Consider the following 20022-nt stretch of genomic DNA (forward strand, 5'->3'; position numbering starts at 1 on the left):
AAATTCGATTAAATTTACCGTATGCCAACAGGAAAGATATTTTATTTTACATTATTAATGATGTTACTGCAAAGTTGTGTATCACAAATACCTGCTAAATACAATGGCTATTTAGTAAATAGTACGCAAGCAATTTTAGTAACTGCTTCAGGAATTCAATCAAATGGTGAGTTGATATTTTATGAAAGAGAAACCGTGAAAGATAAATGGAAGAAACAATTCAGTTTTCCTGTTCAAATTGGACGGAATGGATTTGCAACAGATATTGTTTTTGATACAACAGCAACAATTACAAAACAGGAAGGTGATGGTTGTTCACCGGCAGGTGTATTTACTTTAGGATCTGTTTTTAGTTATCATGCAATGGAAAATTTAAAAATGCCTTTTCAGCAAGTGAATAAAAATTATTTATGTGTGGATGATGTACAATCAGAATATTATAACAGATTAATTAATACAGATACAATTACAAATCAGGATTGGAATAGTTTTGAATTTATGCAGCGCAACGACTTGCAATATGAATATGGTATTTGGGTAAATTATAATGCAGAAATTATAATTTCAGGAAATGGCTCTTGTATTTTTCTGCATGTTTGGAAAGATGAAAACTCTCCCACTTCCGGATGTACTGCCATGCAAAAAGAAAATCTATTACAATTGATTTATGCTTTGGATGAGAAAAGGAAACCGATGTTGATTCAAGAGAAGATTGATTATTGAAAGGCTATTGGCTATTGGCAAAAAAACTTAGACCATTGACTTTTTAAAATTGACAATTGACAGTGGACAATAAAAAAAACTTAGACTATTGACTATTGAAAAAAAAAGTTTCGGGTTTCGAGTTTCATGTTCCGTGTTGTCTGTACTATGATTTATTTAATTTTTTGATAACTATGATTAAAAATAAATACTGATATATAATCATAGTATTCATGTAATCATTTTAATCAAAGTTCAGACAATTAAAAAGTATCAACAAATAAATCATCATTGATTACTCATTAATTGGCTATTGGCCGTTAGCTATTAGCTTTTGACTTTTTAAAATTGACAATTGACAGTTGACAGTTGACAATGAAAAAACTCATCACTGATTATTGATTACTGATTACTCATCACTCATTTTTTTACCCAATACCCGATACTCAATACCCACTAATTCTCATCTCAAAACTGTAACATTTCCTCTTTTTATTTTTATTCCATCGTTGCCGGGGAGTGAATATTTAATTATGTACATATATACTCCTGAATTTACTTTTTGATTTTCATATGTTCCATCCCAACCATCAAAAACATTTTCTGTGTTAAACATCATCTCACCCCAACGATCGTAAATAAGAAAACTTTGTAATTGAATAAATTTTTGAGAGATCATAAATACATCATTTATTCCATCGCCATTTGGTGTAAATGAGTTGGGCATAAATATTTCCTCCGGCAGATTATTAACTGTGATGTTGTAAGTACATACTACTTCGCAACCGTTTTCATTTGAAACTGTATTGGTATATTGTATAAACGGTATTGCAGGATTTGTGAGTGCATCTGCACAATCTGAACAGCTTAAATACTCTGTTGGCTGCCATTGATAAAATGCTCCTTCTGCACAGGACTCTAACAATATAAACTCTCCGAAATTCATATCTAAATTTTGCGTGACGGCCTCCCCTTCAGGCATTTCATTTACTGTAATGTATTGCACAAGAGTATCGCTACCGGCAGGATTAGTAGTAATTAAAGTAATAGGAAAAATACCAGTAGTATCATAACATATTTCCGGAGGCTGCTCGCCATTCCATTCCGGCGGACTGCCCGATGTAAATGTCCATTGCCATGTTGTGGGTGCATACGATGATGTACTATTAGTATTAAAACAATCATCCATGCATATTTCATTGGAGAAATTAAAATTGGATATGGGGGGACAATATTCAACTGTAATAAGAGGGAGATTTTGAAAATAGGCGGTATCATAAATATCATCTTCGGCGCCAACATATAAAGAAACATTAAATAACCCAATATTATTATAAACTACTGAAGGGCTTTTTTCAAAAGTGGTATCCGGAATTCCCCCGTCAAAATACCATAACCAAAAGGATGGCTCCCATTCAGTATCAGAAAAAAAAGTTGCTGTATCACCAGCGCAAATAGTAACATTGCTATAATAAGGAACAGTATCACCTTTATATACCACAAAAAATGTTTGATACAGTTCTTGACTATAAATATTTGAAGCAATAAGGCTATTCAGAATTACAGCAAAAAATATTTTCATAATCTAAAAACGCAGCCATGCATTTTTAACATGGCTGCATTTTGTTTTTAATTATTGTTTAATAAAAGCTTTTGTTTGTGTGGTGTTTCCATTTGTAAACTTGCATAGATAAATTCCTTCAGGTAAATTACCAATATCGGCATTCAGTTTATAATTGGAATTTGCTTCATAACCTTTATCCGAAATTCGATTAATAATATTTCCCTGCATATCGTAAATCTCAATTACAATATCAGATGACCGGGTTACGCTAAAGGCAATTGTAATAACATCATTTGCCGGGTTTGGAAATATATCAAAATCAAATAAATTTTCTTCAGCGCCAAATCTGCAATCTGTATCTGTATTTGCAAACCAACCTGTTTTACTATAAGAACCACAATCACCTAATACAGTAAGTGTAACCTTATATCGCATGTTGGGATTATGATAAAAATAAACCGGATCGGCGGTACCTCCCAAATCCCAGTGTTGATATACATAAGACGGCAATGAAATAACGTTTAGCTCAGAAAGTGAGCAAATACTTCCCGGATCGTCCGACCCATCCACCACCGTTTTTACAAAAGTGCATGAACTGTTATACTCATCTATTTTTAAATAATATTCATTTATTGTTCCAGTACTGGATGTAGGATCAATTTGAGGTGTAACCTGACAAACGGAAGGTGCTGTAGCGCAACTTGTGCCGGGTGTAATAGTAGAACCTCCAATATCATTTAAAAATTTAAAATCAGCCAGCGCAGTTGTGCTGCTTGTTAACTTGATACACCTTTCGAAATAACCTGTTCCGCAATCGTTTTTAACTTCAAGCTTAATTTTATACCAACCTGCATTAGCACTGTTAGTAAATTGACCTGAAAAAATACTATGCATATCTATTGCAGAAGGATTCCCGGTATACCAAGAACTAGCAAGTGAAGATCCTATTGGTCCGCCACAATCAGAAGTATATTTAGTATAGGATACTCTATACTCATCAATATTTCCAGTGCTCAAATCATTTAAAACAAACGATCCGCAAGTATAAACATCCACTGGCCCACCACCGCATAGGGAACTTGTTAAACCGTTTACATTAAAATTTGCAACAGGTGCATCGTCAATAAATACCTCGTTCACTGTTTTTCTGTTGCCCCAAGTACTTCCATACCATCCTGTAGTTCCGCAGCAGCCATTAGTAACTCTTGTTTCTGCCAATACCGTAGCATAATAGTAGTAGCTGGTACCCACTGTAAATACAGCCGAATCTTTTGGATAACTGCTGGGTGAAATTACTTGAGTTTGTGCAAGTGTACCTGTTCCGGTGGGAGTACTTCGTCTGTATAATTTTACCGTGGCTTTATACTGATGAGTTTGGCTGCAACCCCCATAAGAAGCTACAAAGTAATCCCAGTTTACCTTTAGGGTGGAAGGAGCACAATCTCCTCCGGTTATTTCAATAGTAAATTCACTCCAATCCATTCCAATCCAAGCGTAAGAGCATTGTGCATTTAATTGTGTGCTGAAGGCAGTGAGTATAATAATGATCGTTGTATATAATTTCGTTTTCATTGTATTTCATTTAAATTGTTAACTGAAACTGAGGAGTTAAGTGTTTTCGATAAAACGTAAATAAACAACTAAGGTGGATGTGTACTTTTTTCACAAAGTTTCATTAGACCTGAAAGACAAAAGTAGAATTTCTTGGGGGGGGGGGGTAATTACTATTTAAAATAATTTCCATTCGATAAAAGTCGTATAAATTTATTAGAAATAAAAATTTATTTTATCTTTTTATAAAAAAAATTTTCTACGTTTTGTTTCGAGTTTCAGGTTAAAAAAATTTCATCACTGATTACTCATCATTCATTTTTTTTATTCACTATTCACTGCTCACTCCACCACCAACTTCGCCGTATAAATTTTTCCTTGCGCAATTATTTTTGTGATATACATGCCGCTTTGCAATCCTAAAATTTTCACATCAACATCAAAACCTGTTACACCATTTTGCAGATTCACATTGTTAGAAACATACATTAATTTGCCTGTTAAATCATATAATTCTAACTGCGCATCAGCAGTATAAATAGTTTCAATTTCTATATGCACAATATCACTTGCAGGATTTGGATAAATAGTAATACCATTTTCTGTTGTTGCAATTCCATCGAAAACAGATTGAGGAATATCAGGTGTTGTTAATCGCACATCAGTATATAAACGATATTCACCCGGCGCCATATTTATACCATCTGTTGTTGTAGAAATATTTATTGAATCGCCAGTAAAATATTCATACCACCAACCTGTATGTTGAAAGTTTGGTAACACTGCATCTGCTGTTACTTGAAAATTTCCCAACACAGTTACATTCATTGCATCATCATTTAAATTAATTCTTTTTAAAGGACCTGTAACGGATAAAGTAAAGTCATCAGTACCAAATACATCATACGTTGTTTTCAGATTTGCAAGTGCTGCATAAATAGTATAAAGTCTATAGCGATTCGGGTCAGTAAAATAATCCCAACGCACAGGTTTCGGACAAACACGGCAACCAAAATCAATACTGTAATCATATCCCAACTCACCAAACATCCAAATCATTTTTGGTCCGGGAATAGTAAATAAAAATGTTGCTGCTTGTTCCATTCTTGCCAATGCAATATTTTGATCTTTACAATTATAATCCGGAATTGTGCTGTTGCCAAACGTTTCATTTTTATACATCAATCTTTCTTCATCATGACTTTCCATATACACAACTGCATGCGGATTATCCCAACCACGGGATATATAACTTGCCCAAAACAAACTGGAATTTCCTCCGGCATTTCCCCAACCCATTGCAGCTTCACCATAATTATAATTCATATTTCCCCACAATAAAAAACCATAATTTGCTAATTCTTTTTCTTCGGTGTTATCCGCAAAATGTTCGAGTATTAATATCGCATCTTCTTCAGTAGCAATCAGTGTATCATAAATTTCTTTCCATATTGCAATTCTGCTTGCATCATACGCACCCCATGCACCCACATCACCCAAAGTATTATTTTGTGTAAAACCTTTCGATAAATCAAATCGATAACCATCTACATTATATTCATTTAACCAATAAGTAAAAACTCTGTCTCTAAAATTTTTTGTCGCTTCGCTTTCATGATTAAAATCGTAGCCGACATTATAATCATGTTTAGCCACTGTATTAAAATAAGGGGATTCCGCAGACGGCGCATTTAATGCAGGATCCCACCACATACGCACAAGCGGACATTGACCGAAAGCATGATTCATTGCAATATCCAACAACACGGCAATTCCATTTTGATGACAGATATCTACAAACTCTTTAAACTTTGTTCGTGTACCATAATATTTATCAAGAGCAATAAAAAAACTTGGATTATAACCCCAACTATCATTGTTTTCAAATTCCATGATTGGCATTAATTCAATTGCATTTACACCAAGCGTTTTTAAATAATTAATTGTATCAATTAATGTTTGATAACTGCGCACGGATGCAAAGTCACGAACCAATAATTCATAGATAACTAAATCTTCAACAGCAGGTGGAGTAAATTCCGGAACCATCCAATCATATTCCGGTTGCGCCGTTTGAAAAACAGAAACAATTCCTGTAGAAACACCTGCGGGATATTCTAAATTTTCGGGATACACAGAAATTGGAATTCCACTATCCGCATTCGGGTCTAATATTTTTTCTGCAAGCGGATCTGCAACCCAAAGATTACCGTCAATTAAATATTGATATGCATATTCTTCTCCGGCAGTTAAGCCTGAAATTGTAATCCAGAAAGTAGCCATGTCGGTATCCACTTTCATATAATTATCTACACTCTCTTTCCAGTTATGAAATGTATTTACTGCAAACACATATTCTTTCAGCGGTGCATATAACACAAGCGTAACTGTATTGTCATCTACATAATTAATTCCCTGATGCAAATCGGTGGGTAATGCTTCAACTGTAACCGGAGGACGCACAAAATAATAGGCTGTATCTTCTTTTATTTCTGCACCAGATTTTGCCTTAATACGAATTACACCTTCACCATATTCTGTAGTAAGAAAATTATAATCTATACTGGAATCTTCCACAGAAGTAATCAGCACATCATTAATAAATAAAAACATGCTATCAACAAAAGTGGCAGCAGCAGAAATTGGAATAGATTCACCAAGCTCAACTAAATAAGGATCATAAGAAGGAGAAATAATTGACACATTTAATCCGGCATCATATACCTCAACAAATATATCAGAACCATCTGCTTCTCTACCCACAATACTTCCATCAGTATTGCGAAAAACAAATCCCATTCTGAAAATTGTATCCTCGGCATCCACACCATAAAAATCACGGATATGATATTTTATTTTATAAAGATTCTCACCAATTTCTGTCATCAATACTTCTTCATCGTAGGTTCCCCAATTGCCTTGCACATTCACCCAACTTGTAAATGAGGCGCTGTTATTTGTTACCACACCTGTATGCGCAAATATGGGTGGCGGCACATCGGTGAGGGCGCCATTGCCTTTTGTTGCATCAAAAATTATTGTAACCGAATCATCTGCATGCGGAAATATCGGAATAGTAGAAACTACTTGTGCAGATAATAGAGTGCTAAAAAATAGTGTAATAAAAAGTGCAGAAAATTTCATGATGTTATAAATCTTTAATTACTAAAATACTTCTAATCAATTTATAAGTAAGTCTTTGGTTTGTAAATATTATTTTGCTGAATCAATTATGTATATAAAAAGAAAACCCATCCCGATAATTTCGAGATGGGTTTTCTATAAAAGAATTAATTATTATAATTTAACAATGCTGCCGGAAGTAGCTTCAGCACCAGTTTGTAAGCGGTACATATAGTTACCTGCAGGAAGGTTATTACCATTCCAGTTTGCAACATGATTACCTGCACCTAAGTTGCCATTAATAAGAGTTGCAACTTGCGCACCCATCATATTGTAAATAGTTAATGTAACTTTTTCATTGCTTACTAAATTGAAAGCAATTTCTACATTAGATGTAAAAGGATTTGGTCCGATTGTGATATTAGAAATACCATCAATAGTATTTACACTTTGTGGAATTACTTTAGCAACGTTTGCACATTCGCAATCTGTAGAATATGAATCAGTACCTGCATCGTAAGTAGAAATAATATCTGCACCTTCATTTTTTCCTTCTAAGGTTCCATCTCCATTTCTGAAAACCATACCGATGAAGTTTACAGGAATACCACCTGTGTATCCTGCAGTAGCATAGTACTCATCTAATTGCAGTTCAATTTCCCAGATATCATCATCAGTTTCAGTCATTTCACCAATACCATCATCCATTCCCCAGTTGCCTACCACAGCTTCCCATGGACCTGCAACACCACCGCCACTATGGATATACACTTCACTTGCGGCACCGGCACCTAAGGCACCACTACCAATGTTTGCATTGTAAGTAATAGTTACAAGTTGGGCAAAGCTTGCTCCGGTAAGTATCATAAACAAGCTTAAGGTTGTAAGTAATTTTCTTTTCATAATTTTCTTTTTAGATTTTTTAAAATTGTAGAATAAAGGTAGAGAAACTTTTAATGCATAGCGGATTAATAAATTTTTTTAAAACTTTTTAACGGGAATATTTTACTTATAAATGAAAATCATTTTTCCAGAGCATCCATTGAATTCGTTTAGATAACACCTCTAAAGCCAAATATTGATGTAAGCCGAAGTCATTTGAGGATTAAAGGTGTGTCGGAATAACCGCCATAGCCTTGCTATTAATAGGAATTCTAATTTAATGGTTTGAAAAAATAATCATTACTTATATGATAGTAAATACTTAAACTTGCAGAGAAAACCGGAAGCTTATATTTTATAAGTCAAATCGGGGAAATCAATTCTTTAAAAATTTAAAACCAATATTCATGAGAAAAGTCTACTCAAGCTTTCAAAGAATTCTGCTGGTTTGCTTGTTATCAATTCCACTTATTGCTGCTGCTCAATCAGCCACATTACAAGGAAGAATAACGGATGAATTCGGAGAATCTTTAATCGGTGCCACCATTCTTTTAGAAGGTACATCAACGGGTACTGTTACCGATATGGATGGTAACTACATCCTAAGCGGAATAAATCCGGGAATCCACAATGTTGTATTTTCTTATGTGGGATATCTCACAACTATAGAGAGCATCACATTTGCTGCCGGTCAAACTGTTAACCGTTCTTTTATAATGAAGGAAGATGTAAATATTTTGGATGAAGCAGTTGTAATCGGATATGGTACAACGCAAACAAAAGACCTTACTGGTTCTGTTGTTGCAGTTACCACAAAAGATTTTGCCAAAGGAAATATTTCTACGCCGGAGCAATTAGTGCAAGGAAAAATTGCGGGTGTAAAAATTACTTCCAACAGTGGTATGCCAGGAGCGGGAAGTCAAATTCGTATTCGTGGTGGCTCATCTTTAAATGCGAGTAATGATCCTTTGATTGTGATTGATGGTGTGCCGGTTGACAATAGTTCTATCAATGGTGCATCCACTCCACTGAGTTTATTAAACCCAAATGATATTGAAAGTATTACTGTTTTAAAAGATGCATCTGCTGCCGCAATTTATGGTTCTCGTGCTGCTAACGGTGTAATGATTATCACTACCAAAAAAGGAAAAGCTTCTGATAAATTGCATGTGGATTTCAGTACCAATAATGGTGTTGCTCAGGTAACCGGTTATGTAGCTGTTCCTAACGGTGATGAGTTTCGTTCTTTGATAAATGAAAAGGGTTCTGTTTCTCAAAAAGAAAAATTGGGAACAGAAAATACCGACTGGCAAAAAGAGATTTATCATTTAGGATTTAATACCGATAATAATTTATCACTAACAGGTGGTATTAAAAATTTACCTTATCGTTTAGGAATGGAATATTATCATGAAGATGGAATTTTGCGCACTTCACAATTAGACAGAGTGGGTGTAACATTAAATTTAAATCCAACACTTTTCAATGATAATTTAAAGGTGGATGCCAACGCAAAATTTTATAATAATAGCAACACTTTTGCTGATCAAGGTGCTATAGGTTCTGCAGTAACTTTTGATCCTTCACAATCCGTGAATTCCGGTAATAGTGATTATGGTGGATATTTTGAATGGCTTGATCCCAACACCGGTGATCCAAATCAATTGGCTCCACGTAATCCGGTTGGATTATTAAATCAACGTGAAGATAAAAGCAAGGTGAACAGATTTATTGGAAATGTTTTACTTGATTATTCATTACCTGTATTACCTGAGTTACATGCATTCTTAAATCTCGGAACAGATATTTCAAATAGCAACGGAACTGTGTTTGTTCCTGCGGATGCAGCTTCGGCATATTTAAGAGGTGGCGTTGATAATGTGTATGAACAAAGTAAAAACAACAACTTATTAGAATTGTATTTTAATTATGCAAAAGATTTAAAATCAATTAAAAGTCGTTTTGATTTAACAGGTGGTTATTCCTATCAATATTGGGTTACAGAAAGTCCAGCGCAACCGGATATGAATGTTGCCGGCGATACAATTACGCCTCCGGGAATTCCATTTAAAACAGATAATGCATTGATCTCTTTTTATGGAAGATTGAATTATGTGTTTAATGAGAAATATTTATTGACAGCAACTTTGCGTGAAGATGGTTCTTCACGTTTTAGTCCGGATACTCGTTGGGGATTATTTCCTTCAGTAGCAGGTGCATGGAGAATAAGCGAAGAAAGTTTTATGCAGAATGCCGGTTCATTATCCTTTCTGAAATTACGATTAGGTTGGGGTATAACAGGTCAGCAGGATATTCAGGGTAATGATTATCCATATATCGCCAACTATGCAGAAGGTACTTCTACAGCACAATATCAGTTTGGCGATTTGTTTTATTATGTATTGCGTCCTGATGGATATGATCCAAATATTAAGTGGGAAGAAACAACCACTATCAATGTGGGTTTAGACTTTGGATTTAATAATAATCGCATCAATGGTTCATTGGAATTTTATAAAAAAACTACTGATGATTTATTATCCGTAATTCCGATTCCTGCAGGCACAAATTTTACCAATCAATTATTAACCAATGTAGGTAGTATGGAAAACACAGGTATGGAAATTACATTGGGTTATATTTTTATGGATAATGAAAATACTTATCTTGAATTTGGTTTCAATGGTACTTACAACAAAAATGAAATAACAAATCTTACTACAGTTCCTGATCCAACAAGTGAAGGTATTTTGGTAGGAGGTATTTCTGGTGGTGTCGGAAGTACAATTCAAATTCATTCCGTGGGATTTCCTACTTATACCTTTTATACTTATCAGCAACAGTATGAAGCAGGAAAACCTGTGGAAGGCAGTTATGTAGATCAGAATAATGATGGTAAAATAAATGCAGATGACCTTGTGCGTTTTGATGGTAATCCTGCTCCTGATTTCTACTTAGGATTTTATGGTAATTACAACTATAAAAAATGGAGCGCAGGTTTCAGTTTAAGAGGTGAGTTTGGAGGCTATGTGTATAATAATATCAATTCAAATCTCGGTAACTTTTTCAATGTAGGTTCTTCAAAAGGATATCTCAATAATGTGGTTGATAATTATAATGAAACTGAATTTAAAAATCCACAATTATTTTCTGACTACTATGTAGAGAAAGCAAGCTTTGTTCGATTGGATAATGTGAATGTGGGTTATGACTTCGGTCAAATTATAAATGGCAATGTAGGTTTCAGAGCAACTGCAGTTGTACAAAATGTTTTTGTTGCAAGTTCTTACAGCGGTCTTGATCCGGAAATTGCTTCGGGTATAGATAATAATTTTTATCCAAGACCAAGAACGTATTCAGTTAACTTAAGCTTTAACTTCTAAATTATTTAAGAATGAAAAATAAATTATTTTATATAATCGCTTTTGTAAGCATCGTAAGTTTTTCACTTACTGCATGTTTCAATAAGCTTGATCTTTCGCCGGAATACGGTTTAAATACCACAGCGGTTTATGAAGACCCGGATTTGTATATTCATGTGCTTGCAAAATTATATGCAGGTCTTGCAGTATCAGGAAATCAAGGTCCTGCGGGCGATCCGGATATCATCGGAATTGATGAAGGATTTTCTGCTTACATACGTGTATTATGGAACTTACAGGAACTGCCAACAGATGAGGTAATTTGCGCATGGAATGACGTCGGTATTCCTGAATTAAATACTTCTACATGGAATTCTTCAAGTTCATTTGTGCAAGCGATGTACTACAGAATTTTTTATCAGATTCCATTGTGTAATGAATTTATTCGTGAAGCTTCTGATGCGAATATGAGCGATAGAGGATTTACAGATGCACAACAATCAACTATTCGTACCTATCGTGCAGAAGCTAGATTTCTGCGTGCATTAAGTTATTATCATGCAATGGATTTATTTGCAAATGTTCCCTTCGTAACTGAAGAAGATGCAGTGGGTGCTTTCTTTCCTCCGCAAATTAAAAGAGTAGATTTATTTGATTATATCGAATCGGAATTGTTAGCAATTGAATCTTCTATGGTGAATGCAAATGCAAATGAATATGGCCGTGCTGATAAAGCAGCCGTTTGGACTTTGCTTGCAAAAATATATTTGAATTCTGAAGTGTATAATGGGACAGATCGTTATGCAGATTGTGCAATCTATTGCCAAAAAGTAATTGATGCAGGTTATTCTTTAGAGCCGGAATACAAACATTTATTTTATGCAGATAATCATATGAGCAATGAAGTGATTTTTCCGGTTACGTTTGATGGATTAAATACACAAACCTATGGAGGTACTTCTTTCCTTGTGCATGCATCCATTGGAGGATCAATGCCTGTTTCAGAGTTTGGTGTTAACAGCGGATGGGGGGGAAACAGAGCTACATCAGCTTTTGTAAATCAGTTTCCCGATATTGATGATACACGCAATATGTTTTATACCGATGGACAGACTTTAGAAATTGAAGATGTTGCTCAATTTACACAAGGATTTGCAGTGGCAAAATGGAGAAATATTACACAAGGTGGTGAAGCCGGTTCCGATCCTGTTGGTGATTTTGTTGATATTGATTTTCCCATGTTCCGATTGGCAGATGTGTATTTAATGTATGCTGAAGCTGCCGTGCGTGGTGGTGCTGATATGGGCTTGGGAATAACCTATTTCAATAATGTGCGTGAACGTGCTTATGGTGATGCTTCACATAATGTAGTTTCAATTGATTTAGATAAAATAATTAATGAACGTGCAAGAGAATTACAATGGGAAGGTCAACGTCGTACTGATTTAATTCGCTTTGGTTTATTTACAGGCGGCACTTATTTATGGCCATATAAAGGCAATGTACCGGGAGGTACTGCAACAGACGAATATTTAAATATTTATCCATTACCAAATGCAGACATTGTTGCAAATCCGAATCTTGTACAAAATCCGGGATATTAATTTCGGGTAATTAAATTATCAATGTATATTTTTGAAAGGGCTTCAACATAGAAGCCCTTTTTTTATTTTTCTGACCCATCTCTTATCCTCCATCCAACAGTTTAATTACATATCATTTACCCATAGAAAGACGGCCCGGGGGTTCCGGGGGAAAAGGGGAATGGGGGGGGGGGGTTGGGGGGGGGCGGGAGGGGGGGGGCGCGGCGGCGCGGCCGGGGGGGGGAGGGAGAAAAAAAAAAACTGGGTTTTTTTTTTTTAAGAAAAAAAAAAAAAAAAAAAAAAAAAAAAAAAAAAAAAAAAAAAAAAAAAAAAAAAAAAAAAAAAAAAAAAAAAAAAAAAAAAAAAACAACCCAGAAGCAAGATGTTCATCGGCCTTACAGGGTTTCTGTAGAATTCAAACAAGTGAATTTTGTGCGGAGGCTTTTGTGGAAGCCATACAGAAGTGAAGCGCAGCACAACGGCTTGTATTGCGCTGAAGAAATTCACTTGCGTAGAATTCAAAGAAATACTGTAAGGCCTTGAATTTCTTTGGTTCTTTCTTGTTTCAAGACAAGAAAGAACGCACAATGATTTAATTCTATTTAAAAAAAAATCAATGCAAATAAATTCTTTAATAATCCTGATTCTAAATAAATAATTAAGTTGTGCAATGCATATAAAAGAAAAAGCTCCATAGTAATTAATCACGCAGAGCTTTTGATTTCCATAAATCTTTTTTATTTCATATCATTTACCCATAGAAGCAAGATGTTCATCGGCCTTACAGGGTTTCTGTAGAATTCAAACAAGTGAATTTTGTGCGGAGGCTTTTGTGGAAGCCATACAGAAGTGAAGCGCAGCACAACGGCTTGTATTGCGCTGAAGAAATTCACTTGAGTAGAATTCAAAGAAATACTGTACAGCCTTGAATTTCTTTGGTTCTTTCTTGTTTCAAGACAAGAAAGAACGCACAATGATTTAATTCTATTTAAAAAAAAATCAATGCAAATAAATTCTTTAATAATCCTGATTCTAAATAAATAATTAAGTTGTGCAATGCATATAAAAGAAAAAGCTCCATAGTAATTAATCACGCAGAGCTTTTGATTTCCATAAATCTTTTTTATTTCATATCATTTACCCATAGAAGCAAGATGTTCATCGGCCTTACAGGGTTTCTGTAGAATTCAAACAAGTGAATTTTGTGCGGAGGCTTTTGTGGAAGCCATACAGAAGTGAAGCGCAGCACAACGGCTTGTATTGCGCTGAAGAAATTCACTTGAGTAGAATTCAAAGAAATACTGTACAGCCTTGAATTTCTTTGGTTCTTTCTTGTTTCAAGACAAGAAAGATCGCACAATGTTTTTCTTTGAGAATCATATTGCAGTTAAAATTAACAAGCAGACATTGTTGCAAATCCGAATCTTGTACAAAATCCGGGATATTAATTTCGGGTAATTTAATTATCAATATATATTTTTGAAAGGGCTTCTTTGTTGAAGCCCTTTTTTAATTTTAATGATTATGAAAAAAATATTTTCACTGATAGTATTTCTGCAAATTATACTCTTTGTATTTTCACAACAAGTGCAACATGTTGCTCCACCAAACTGGTGGGTAGGAATGCATAATCCAAATTTGCAATTATTAATTCACGGTGAAAATATTACCGGCAGTGTAATCACAATTAATTACCCCGGTGTAGAATTATTATCTACTGAGTATGTTAAAAATCCGAATTACATTATTATAAATCTGTTGATTGACTCAACAGCAAAACCGGGTTTAGTTCCAATGGAATTTAATGCAAGTAAAAAATCATTTTCATTTTCCTATGAATTAAAAAAACGCACGCAAAGAAATTTTAATTATGGTTTGGATGGTGGTGATTTTATTTATCTATTAATGCCCGATCGTTTTGCAAATGGTGATACTACCAATGATAATTTTGAAACAATGCAGGAAAAAGACATTGATAGAAGTTCTGTATTGAAAAGACATGGTGGAGATTTGCAGGGAATTATAAATCATTTGGATTATATACAGTCACTTGGAGTTACAGCAATTTGGACAACACCAATGATTGAAAATGATCAACCATTATATAGTTATCATGGCTATGCAACAACAGATAATTATAACATTGATTCTCGCATTGGAACAAATGAATTATATAAAGAATATGTGAGTGCATGTCATAAACGCAATATAAAAGTGGTGATGGATATAGTGCATAATCATGTGGGCGATCAGCATTGGTTTATTCGCGATATGCCGATGGATGATTGGGTAAATGTTTGGCCGGAATTTACTAGAACAAACTATCGTACTTCTTCTCTGCATGATATGTATGCAAGTGAAGCAGATAAAAAATTAATGAGCGATGGTTGGTTTGATAAACAGATGCCCGACTTAAATCAACGCAATCCTTTTGTTGCAAATTATTTAATTCAAAATAATATCTGGTGGGTGGAATATGCGCAAGTGGATGCATTCAGATTAGATACTTATCCGTATTCTGATTTGCAGTTTTTAATTGATTGGAAAAAAGCAATTGATTTGGAATATCCGGGCTTCGGAGTGTTTGCGGAAGTATGGGTGGATGGTGTTGGTGTACAAGGATATTTTGCAGGAGATAATAATTTAACTACAGGTTATAATTCATTATTGCCGGGTGTAACTGATTTTACTTTGTATGAAGCCATGCATAAAGGATTGAATGAAAATTTTGGATGGACAGAAGGATTGCGCAGAATATATCATATCCTTTCGCAGGATTATTTATATGGTAGTGCATATTACAATGTATTATTTCTTAGTAATCATGATGTAAGCCGAATTTATTCCATGGTGGGAAAGAGTCTTGCGAAAACAAAAATGGCTGCTGCATTTTTTATGACCACCAGGGGCATTCCGCAATGGTATTATGGCGATGAAATTTTATTTGAAGGATATGCAAATCCATTAGATGCATTGCGTCCTGATTTCCCCGGAGGATGGTCTGGAGATACCATTAATAAATTTGATAAGAAAAATATTTTGGGAGAAGAGAAAGAATATTTTGAATTTATTCAAACACTTGCCAATTGGCGAAAAGATAATCCTGTTTTTGCAGACGGCAAGCTGATGCAATACATTCCTGAAGATGGTATCTATGTATATTTTCGATATACTGATGATGCTTGTGTGATGGTAATTTTAAATTCTAATGAGAAAGAAGGAATAGTGAATACAAAAAGATTCTATGAACGATTGCATACTTATACAAAAGGTAAAAACGTTATTAGCGGCGAAACACTTTCTGATTTGAAAACCATTACAATTCCAAAACAAAGTGCATTAGTAATTGAGTTGATACATTAATTATGATAAAAAATATTGTCTGCATTTTTCTTTTAATTGTTTCAATTACTTCTTGTAGTTATCTGCCTGATTTACCACAAATTGATGGCGTAAGAATAACAGAAGAACGGGAATATATTTTAATAGAATCTGAAACAGGAATTCCCGGAAATACCGGATTATTATTTTATCCCGGTGGGCTTGTAGATCCACATGCGTATATTTCATTAATGGCGCAGTTTGCAAAAAGTGGTAACGGACATACAGTTGCCATTGTAAAGGAACCTGCAAATCTTGCGGTATTAAATGCAGATAAAGGCATGCAGGTAATTAAAGATATTTCTTATGTGGATGATTGGGTTATTGCAGGACATTCGCTTGGAGGTTCTATAGCTTGCACAACAATAGCAAAAGAAAAAAATACTTTTAAAGGATTAATATTATTAGCTGCATATCCGGGAGACAACACAAATATTTCTTCACTGTTTATTCCTGTACTTTCTATGTATGGAAGTCTTGATGGTTTGGTTTCTCAAAGTGATATTGACAATGCCTCCGATTTATTACCAACAGGAATTACAATTACAAATGCAGATAGTATGTTGATGTATCCGGGTGCAACATATTATCATAAAATTGATGGTGGCATACATGCTTTCTTTGGTGATTATGGTGAACAGAATGGTGATGGAAATGCAACAATTACAAGAGAGCAACAACAAGCAGAAACGATACTGTTTATCGAAAAATTTTTTGAAGTAAATAATCTCAATTGAAAAAATTTATACTCAGCATATTATTATTTTCTGCAACAGCATTACATGCACAACAATATTCTGTGCAAGCGGGAAATGCAGTTGGTTTGTATTACAACAACAATTTTGATTTTGATATCTCTTCCGGATTTACTTTAGATGCAACCTATACATCTGTAATTAAAAAATTTGGTGTGTTATATAATCTCGGTGCAGAATACAGCATAACAGGTTGGGGAAGTCAGGTATTAATTCAAACAGGATATTCAAAAGTATGGATGCGGCCTACAGGATTTATTCGTGCTGCGGATAAAGAAAGTGTTACTTACATAAAAAGTAATTGGATGATAAGTACTGATTTAAATATTTATAATGGCTTTGCATTAACGAAACCAAATCCATTATATGTATTTGCGGTTGAACCTGCATTTGTTGCATCTTATAAAACCGGCAGCCACTTTTTTATTACAGGCACTATTGCTCCCCGTTTTACTTGGTCTCCTGCTTATAAAGAATACGGAGAAATAAACAGTTACACAGATATAGTTTTTAAACTTGGAGTGAGCTGGTTTATAAATCGTCAGAAGTTTAGACCATAAGGATTATACCGCAAAGGACACAAAGTTTTTGCGCAAAGGTTTTTTATTATTTCTAATTGCATTATGTTCTTTAATGTTAATTTTTTACAAAGGACTGTTGCTTTTTAATCTTGAGCACAATTAAAACTGTTATATTTTTAATAGCAAATTATCAGACATTCAAATCACTGTATATGCCAAAACCGAAATCAAAAATTGACGCTACAGAAAATGCGTATGCTGAAATTGATAATTATATCAACAGGTGTATTGTAATAGATGATGACGAAAGAAATTTATATCATAGTCTGCTTGAAAAACTAAAAGTAAAAAAGAAAACATATCTCTTGGAAGCAGGCCAAATATGTAAATACGAATGGTATGTAATTAAAGGTTGTGTACGCATTTACTATATTGATGATAATGGATTTGATGTGAACCTGATGTTTGCCGTGGAAGATTGGTGGCTCAGTGATTTGCAAAGTTATATGGAAGAAAAACCATCACGCTTATTTATTCAGGCGTTGGAAGACAGTGTTCTTTGGCGAATGACAAAAAAGAATAAAGAAAAAGTATTTGATGAGATACCAAAATTCGAACGCATGTTTCGCATTATGTTGCAACGTTCTAATATTGCAATGCAATATCGCTTACTTCAAACCTATACACAAACTGCAGAAGAACGCTATAAAGAATTTATAAAGCGTTATCCCAAAATTCCTCAACGTATTCCTCAACATCATATCGCTTCCTTCCTCGGTATGTCGCCGGAATTTTTAAGTAAAATAAGAAATAGAAAAACGAAGAAAAAAAGTTAGTGTTAGAAGGTTCAAAGTTTCGGGTTTCAAGTTTGGGTTTCGAGTTAAAAAAAACTCCTCACTAATTAATTGGCTATTAGCAGTTGGCTTTTAGCAATTGGCGAGAAAACATTGACTATTGACTTTTAACATTGACTAAAAAAACTCATTACTGATTACTCATCACTGATTTTTTAATTTACCATTTACCATTTACCATTTACCATTTACCATTCACCATTCACCATTCACCATTCACTACTCACTTTCTTAATCTACTTCAACAATTTTCTGGTATCATCCAACTTAACTTTGCAATAACATATTATACAATAGCAAATCATGTATAATTATTATGAAAAACAATACTATAATTAAAGCGAATGAAAGAGGGTTTGCCGACCACGGTTGGTTACAATCATTTCACAGTTTCAGCTTTGCAAATTATTATGATGCTGAAAAAATTAATTTCGGTGCATTGCGTGTTTTGAATGATGATACTGTTGCAGCAGGAATGGGTTTCGGAACGCATCCGCATGATAACATGGAAATAATAAGTATTCCATTGGAAGGAGATTTGGAACATAAAGACAGCATGGGAAATGTAACTGTTATTAAAAATGGCGACATTCAAGTGATGAGTGCAGGAACCGGTGTACGTCATAGTGAATACAACAGGAATAAAAATGCACAAGTAAAATTTTTACAGATATGGATTATTCCAAATAAAAGAAATGTGCAGCCTCGTTATGATCAGATTACATTGAATGCGGCGGATAGAAAAAATAAATTGCAACAAATTATTTCGCCTGATGCAAATGGTGCTGGTGTATGGATTAATCAAGATGCATGGTTTAATCTGGGGAAATTTGATGCGGGGAAAAGTGTGGAATATAAAATTCATAAAACAATAAATGGACTTTATGCATTTATACTAAGCGGTGAGATTTCTTTAAACGAAAATATATTACAGCGAAGAGATGCAATTGGTATCACTGATATAGAAACCATAAATATAAAAGCACTAACAGACGATGCAGAAATTTTGTTGATAGAAGTGCCGATGACGACTTATTAAATTAATTCAGTTAATAAAAAAGAATATTATTATGACAACAACAGCAAGTAAAACACAATGGATGGCTGATACTGCACATTCAGAAGTAGGCTTTAAAGTAAAGCACATGATGATTACAAATGTGCGTGGAAAATTTGAAGACTATGATGTTTCTTTAACTACAGAAGGGGAAGATTTTTCCACTGCAGAAATTAAATTTACTGCAAAAACTGCTTCGGTGAATACAAGTGCAGAAGCAAGAGATACACATTTGCGCAGTGCAGATTTTTTTGATTCAGACAAATATCCTGAAATGAAATTTGTAAGCACACAAATTGAAAAAATGGATGAAGGAGATTTTGTTTTAACCGGAGATCTTACAATTAAAGACATCACCAAATCTGTAAAATTAGATGTGGAGTTTGGCGGTATCTTAAAAGATCCGTGGGGAAATGATAAAGCAGGATTTGTAATTACAGGAAAAATTTATCGTAAAGACTGGGGATTAAATTGGAATGCAGCTTTAGAAGCCGGTGGTGTTTTGGTGGCAGAAGATGTGAAGTTGAATATTGATATTCAGTTTACAAAAAATAAAGAACAAGTGAATTAATTTTTAAGGGTTAAAAGAAGAAAGCCTTTACTACGAAAGTGGTGAAGGTTTTTTTATTTGGCTATTAGCAATTGGCCGTTAGCAATTTGCTGAACAACTATAACTATTGACATAGA

At 34.3% G+C, this 20022-nt stretch carries 13 protein-coding genes; 9 read left to right on the forward strand and 4 right to left on the reverse strand.

The genetic code is table 11. From position 1 onward, the window contains the following. Positions 1 to 21: 21 nt before the first annotated feature. Positions 22 to 723, forward strand: a complete 702-nt coding sequence (locus IPN31_14635) for a L,D-transpeptidase family protein (protein MBK8683114.1) — start codon at positions 22 to 24, stop codon at positions 721 to 723. Between the two features lie 442 nt (positions 724 to 1165). On the opposite strand, the gene IPN31_14640 is transcribed toward IPN31_14635, so the two are convergent. The 4 genes from IPN31_14640 to IPN31_14655 all read right to left on the reverse strand — a co-directional run bounded on the left by IPN31_14640 (position 1166) and on the right by IPN31_14655 (position 7843). After that, the gene (locus tag IPN31_14640; GenBank protein MBK8683115.1) at positions 1166 to 2284 is read right to left on the reverse strand and encodes a gliding motility-associated C-terminal domain-containing protein; all 1119 of its coding nucleotides are present in this window, start codon (positions 2282 to 2284) and stop codon (positions 1166 to 1168) included. Between the two features lie 51 nt (positions 2285 to 2335). Next, on the reverse strand, positions 2336 to 3838 hold the full coding sequence (locus IPN31_14645) for a T9SS type A sorting domain-containing protein (protein MBK8683116.1): 1503 nt from the start codon (positions 3836 to 3838) through the stop codon (positions 2336 to 2338). A gap of 321 nt (positions 3839 to 4159) precedes the next feature. Next, a complete protein-coding gene (locus IPN31_14650; GenBank protein MBK8683117.1) occupies positions 4160 to 6961 on the reverse strand; it encodes a T9SS type A sorting domain-containing protein in 2802 nt (933 codons plus the stop codon). A 153-nt stretch (positions 6962 to 7114) separates the two neighbouring features. Continuing rightward, positions 7115 to 7843: a T9SS type A sorting domain-containing protein gene (locus IPN31_14655; GenBank protein ID MBK8683118.1), complete on the reverse strand. Its 729-nt coding sequence runs from the start codon at positions 7841 to 7843 to the stop codon at positions 7115 to 7117. A 386-nt stretch (positions 7844 to 8229) separates the two neighbouring features. Here IPN31_14655 and IPN31_14660 point away from each other — a divergent pair, with 386 nt between their 5' ends. The 8 genes from IPN31_14660 (at position 8230) to IPN31_14695 (ending at position 19906) form a co-directional block, all read left to right on the forward strand. Then, positions 8230 to 11205, forward strand: a complete 2976-nt coding sequence (locus tag IPN31_14660) for a SusC/RagA family TonB-linked outer membrane protein (protein ID MBK8683119.1) — start codon at positions 8230 to 8232, stop codon at positions 11203 to 11205. An 11-nt stretch (positions 11206 to 11216) separates the two neighbouring features. Continuing rightward, complete coding sequence (locus tag IPN31_14665) at positions 11217 to 12788, forward strand: RagB/SusD family nutrient uptake outer membrane protein (GenBank protein ID MBK8683120.1); 1572 nt, start codon at positions 11217 to 11219, stop codon at positions 12786 to 12788. A gap of 1503 nt (positions 12789 to 14291) precedes the next feature. Beyond that, the gene (locus IPN31_14670) at positions 14292 to 16130 is read left to right on the forward strand and encodes a glycoside hydrolase family 13 protein (GenBank protein ID MBK8683121.1); all 1839 of its coding nucleotides are present in this window, start codon (positions 14292 to 14294) and stop codon (positions 16128 to 16130) included. 2 nt (positions 16131 to 16132) lie between these two features. Continuing rightward, positions 16133 to 16885 (forward strand): alpha/beta hydrolase, encoded by a 753-nt coding sequence (locus IPN31_14675; GenBank protein MBK8683122.1) that lies wholly within the window; start codon positions 16133 to 16135, stop codon positions 16883 to 16885. After that, a complete protein-coding gene (locus IPN31_14680; GenBank protein MBK8683123.1) occupies positions 16882 to 17463 on the forward strand; it encodes a hypothetical protein in 582 nt (193 codons plus the stop codon). The genes IPN31_14675 and IPN31_14680 overlap by 4 nt, the downstream gene beginning before the upstream one ends. A 173-nt stretch (positions 17464 to 17636) precedes the next feature. Then, positions 17637 to 18260 carry a Crp/Fnr family transcriptional regulator gene (locus tag IPN31_14685; GenBank protein MBK8683124.1) on the forward strand — a complete coding sequence of 208 codons (624 nt, stop codon included), beginning with the start codon at positions 17637 to 17639 and terminating at the stop codon, positions 18258 to 18260. Between the two features lie 334 nt (positions 18261 to 18594). Then, a complete protein-coding gene (locus tag IPN31_14690) occupies positions 18595 to 19317 on the forward strand; it encodes a pirin family protein (protein ID MBK8683125.1) in 723 nt (240 codons plus the stop codon). Between the two features lie 31 nt (positions 19318 to 19348). Next, positions 19349 to 19906 (forward strand): YceI family protein, encoded by a 558-nt coding sequence (locus IPN31_14695; GenBank protein ID MBK8683126.1) that lies wholly within the window; start codon positions 19349 to 19351, stop codon positions 19904 to 19906. The last annotated feature ends 116 nt before the right edge of the window (positions 19907 to 20022 follow it).

This window comes from Bacteroidota bacterium (assembly GCA_016715425.1).
Lineage (GTDB): Bacteria > Bacteroidota > Bacteroidia > Chitinophagales > BACL12 > JADKAC01.

Bases quoted from the DNA above. Each gene is read 5' to 3' on its own strand.
- IPN31_14635 (MBK8683114.1), top strand. From the start codon at position 22: ATGCCAACAGGAAAGATATTTTATTTTACATTATTAATGATGTTACTG.
- IPN31_14640 (MBK8683115.1), bottom strand. From the start codon at position 2,284: ATGAAAATATTTTTTGCTGTAATTCTGAATAGCCTTATTGCTTCAAAT.
- IPN31_14645 (MBK8683116.1), bottom strand. From the start codon at position 3,838: ATGAAAACGAAATTATATACAACGATCATTATTATACTCACTGCCTTC.
- IPN31_14650 (MBK8683117.1), bottom strand. From the start codon at position 6,961: ATGAAATTTTCTGCACTTTTTATTACACTATTTTTTAGCACTCTATTA.
- IPN31_14655 (MBK8683118.1), bottom strand. From the start codon at position 7,843: ATGAAAAGAAAATTACTTACAACCTTAAGCTTGTTTATGATACTTACC.
- IPN31_14660 (MBK8683119.1), top strand. From the start codon at position 8,230: ATGAGAAAAGTCTACTCAAGCTTTCAAAGAATTCTGCTGGTTTGCTTG.
- IPN31_14665 (MBK8683120.1), top strand. From the start codon at position 11,217: ATGAAAAATAAATTATTTTATATAATCGCTTTTGTAAGCATCGTAAGT.
- IPN31_14670 (MBK8683121.1), top strand. From the start codon at position 14,292: ATGAAAAAAATATTTTCACTGATAGTATTTCTGCAAATTATACTCTTT.
- IPN31_14675 (MBK8683122.1), top strand. From the start codon at position 16,133: ATGATAAAAAATATTGTCTGCATTTTTCTTTTAATTGTTTCAATTACT.
- IPN31_14685 (MBK8683124.1), top strand. From the start codon at position 17,637: ATGCCAAAACCGAAATCAAAAATTGACGCTACAGAAAATGCGTATGCT.
- IPN31_14690 (MBK8683125.1), top strand. From the start codon at position 18,595: ATGAAAAACAATACTATAATTAAAGCGAATGAAAGAGGGTTTGCCGAC.
- IPN31_14695 (MBK8683126.1), top strand. From the start codon at position 19,349: ATGACAACAACAGCAAGTAAAACACAATGGATGGCTGATACTGCACAT.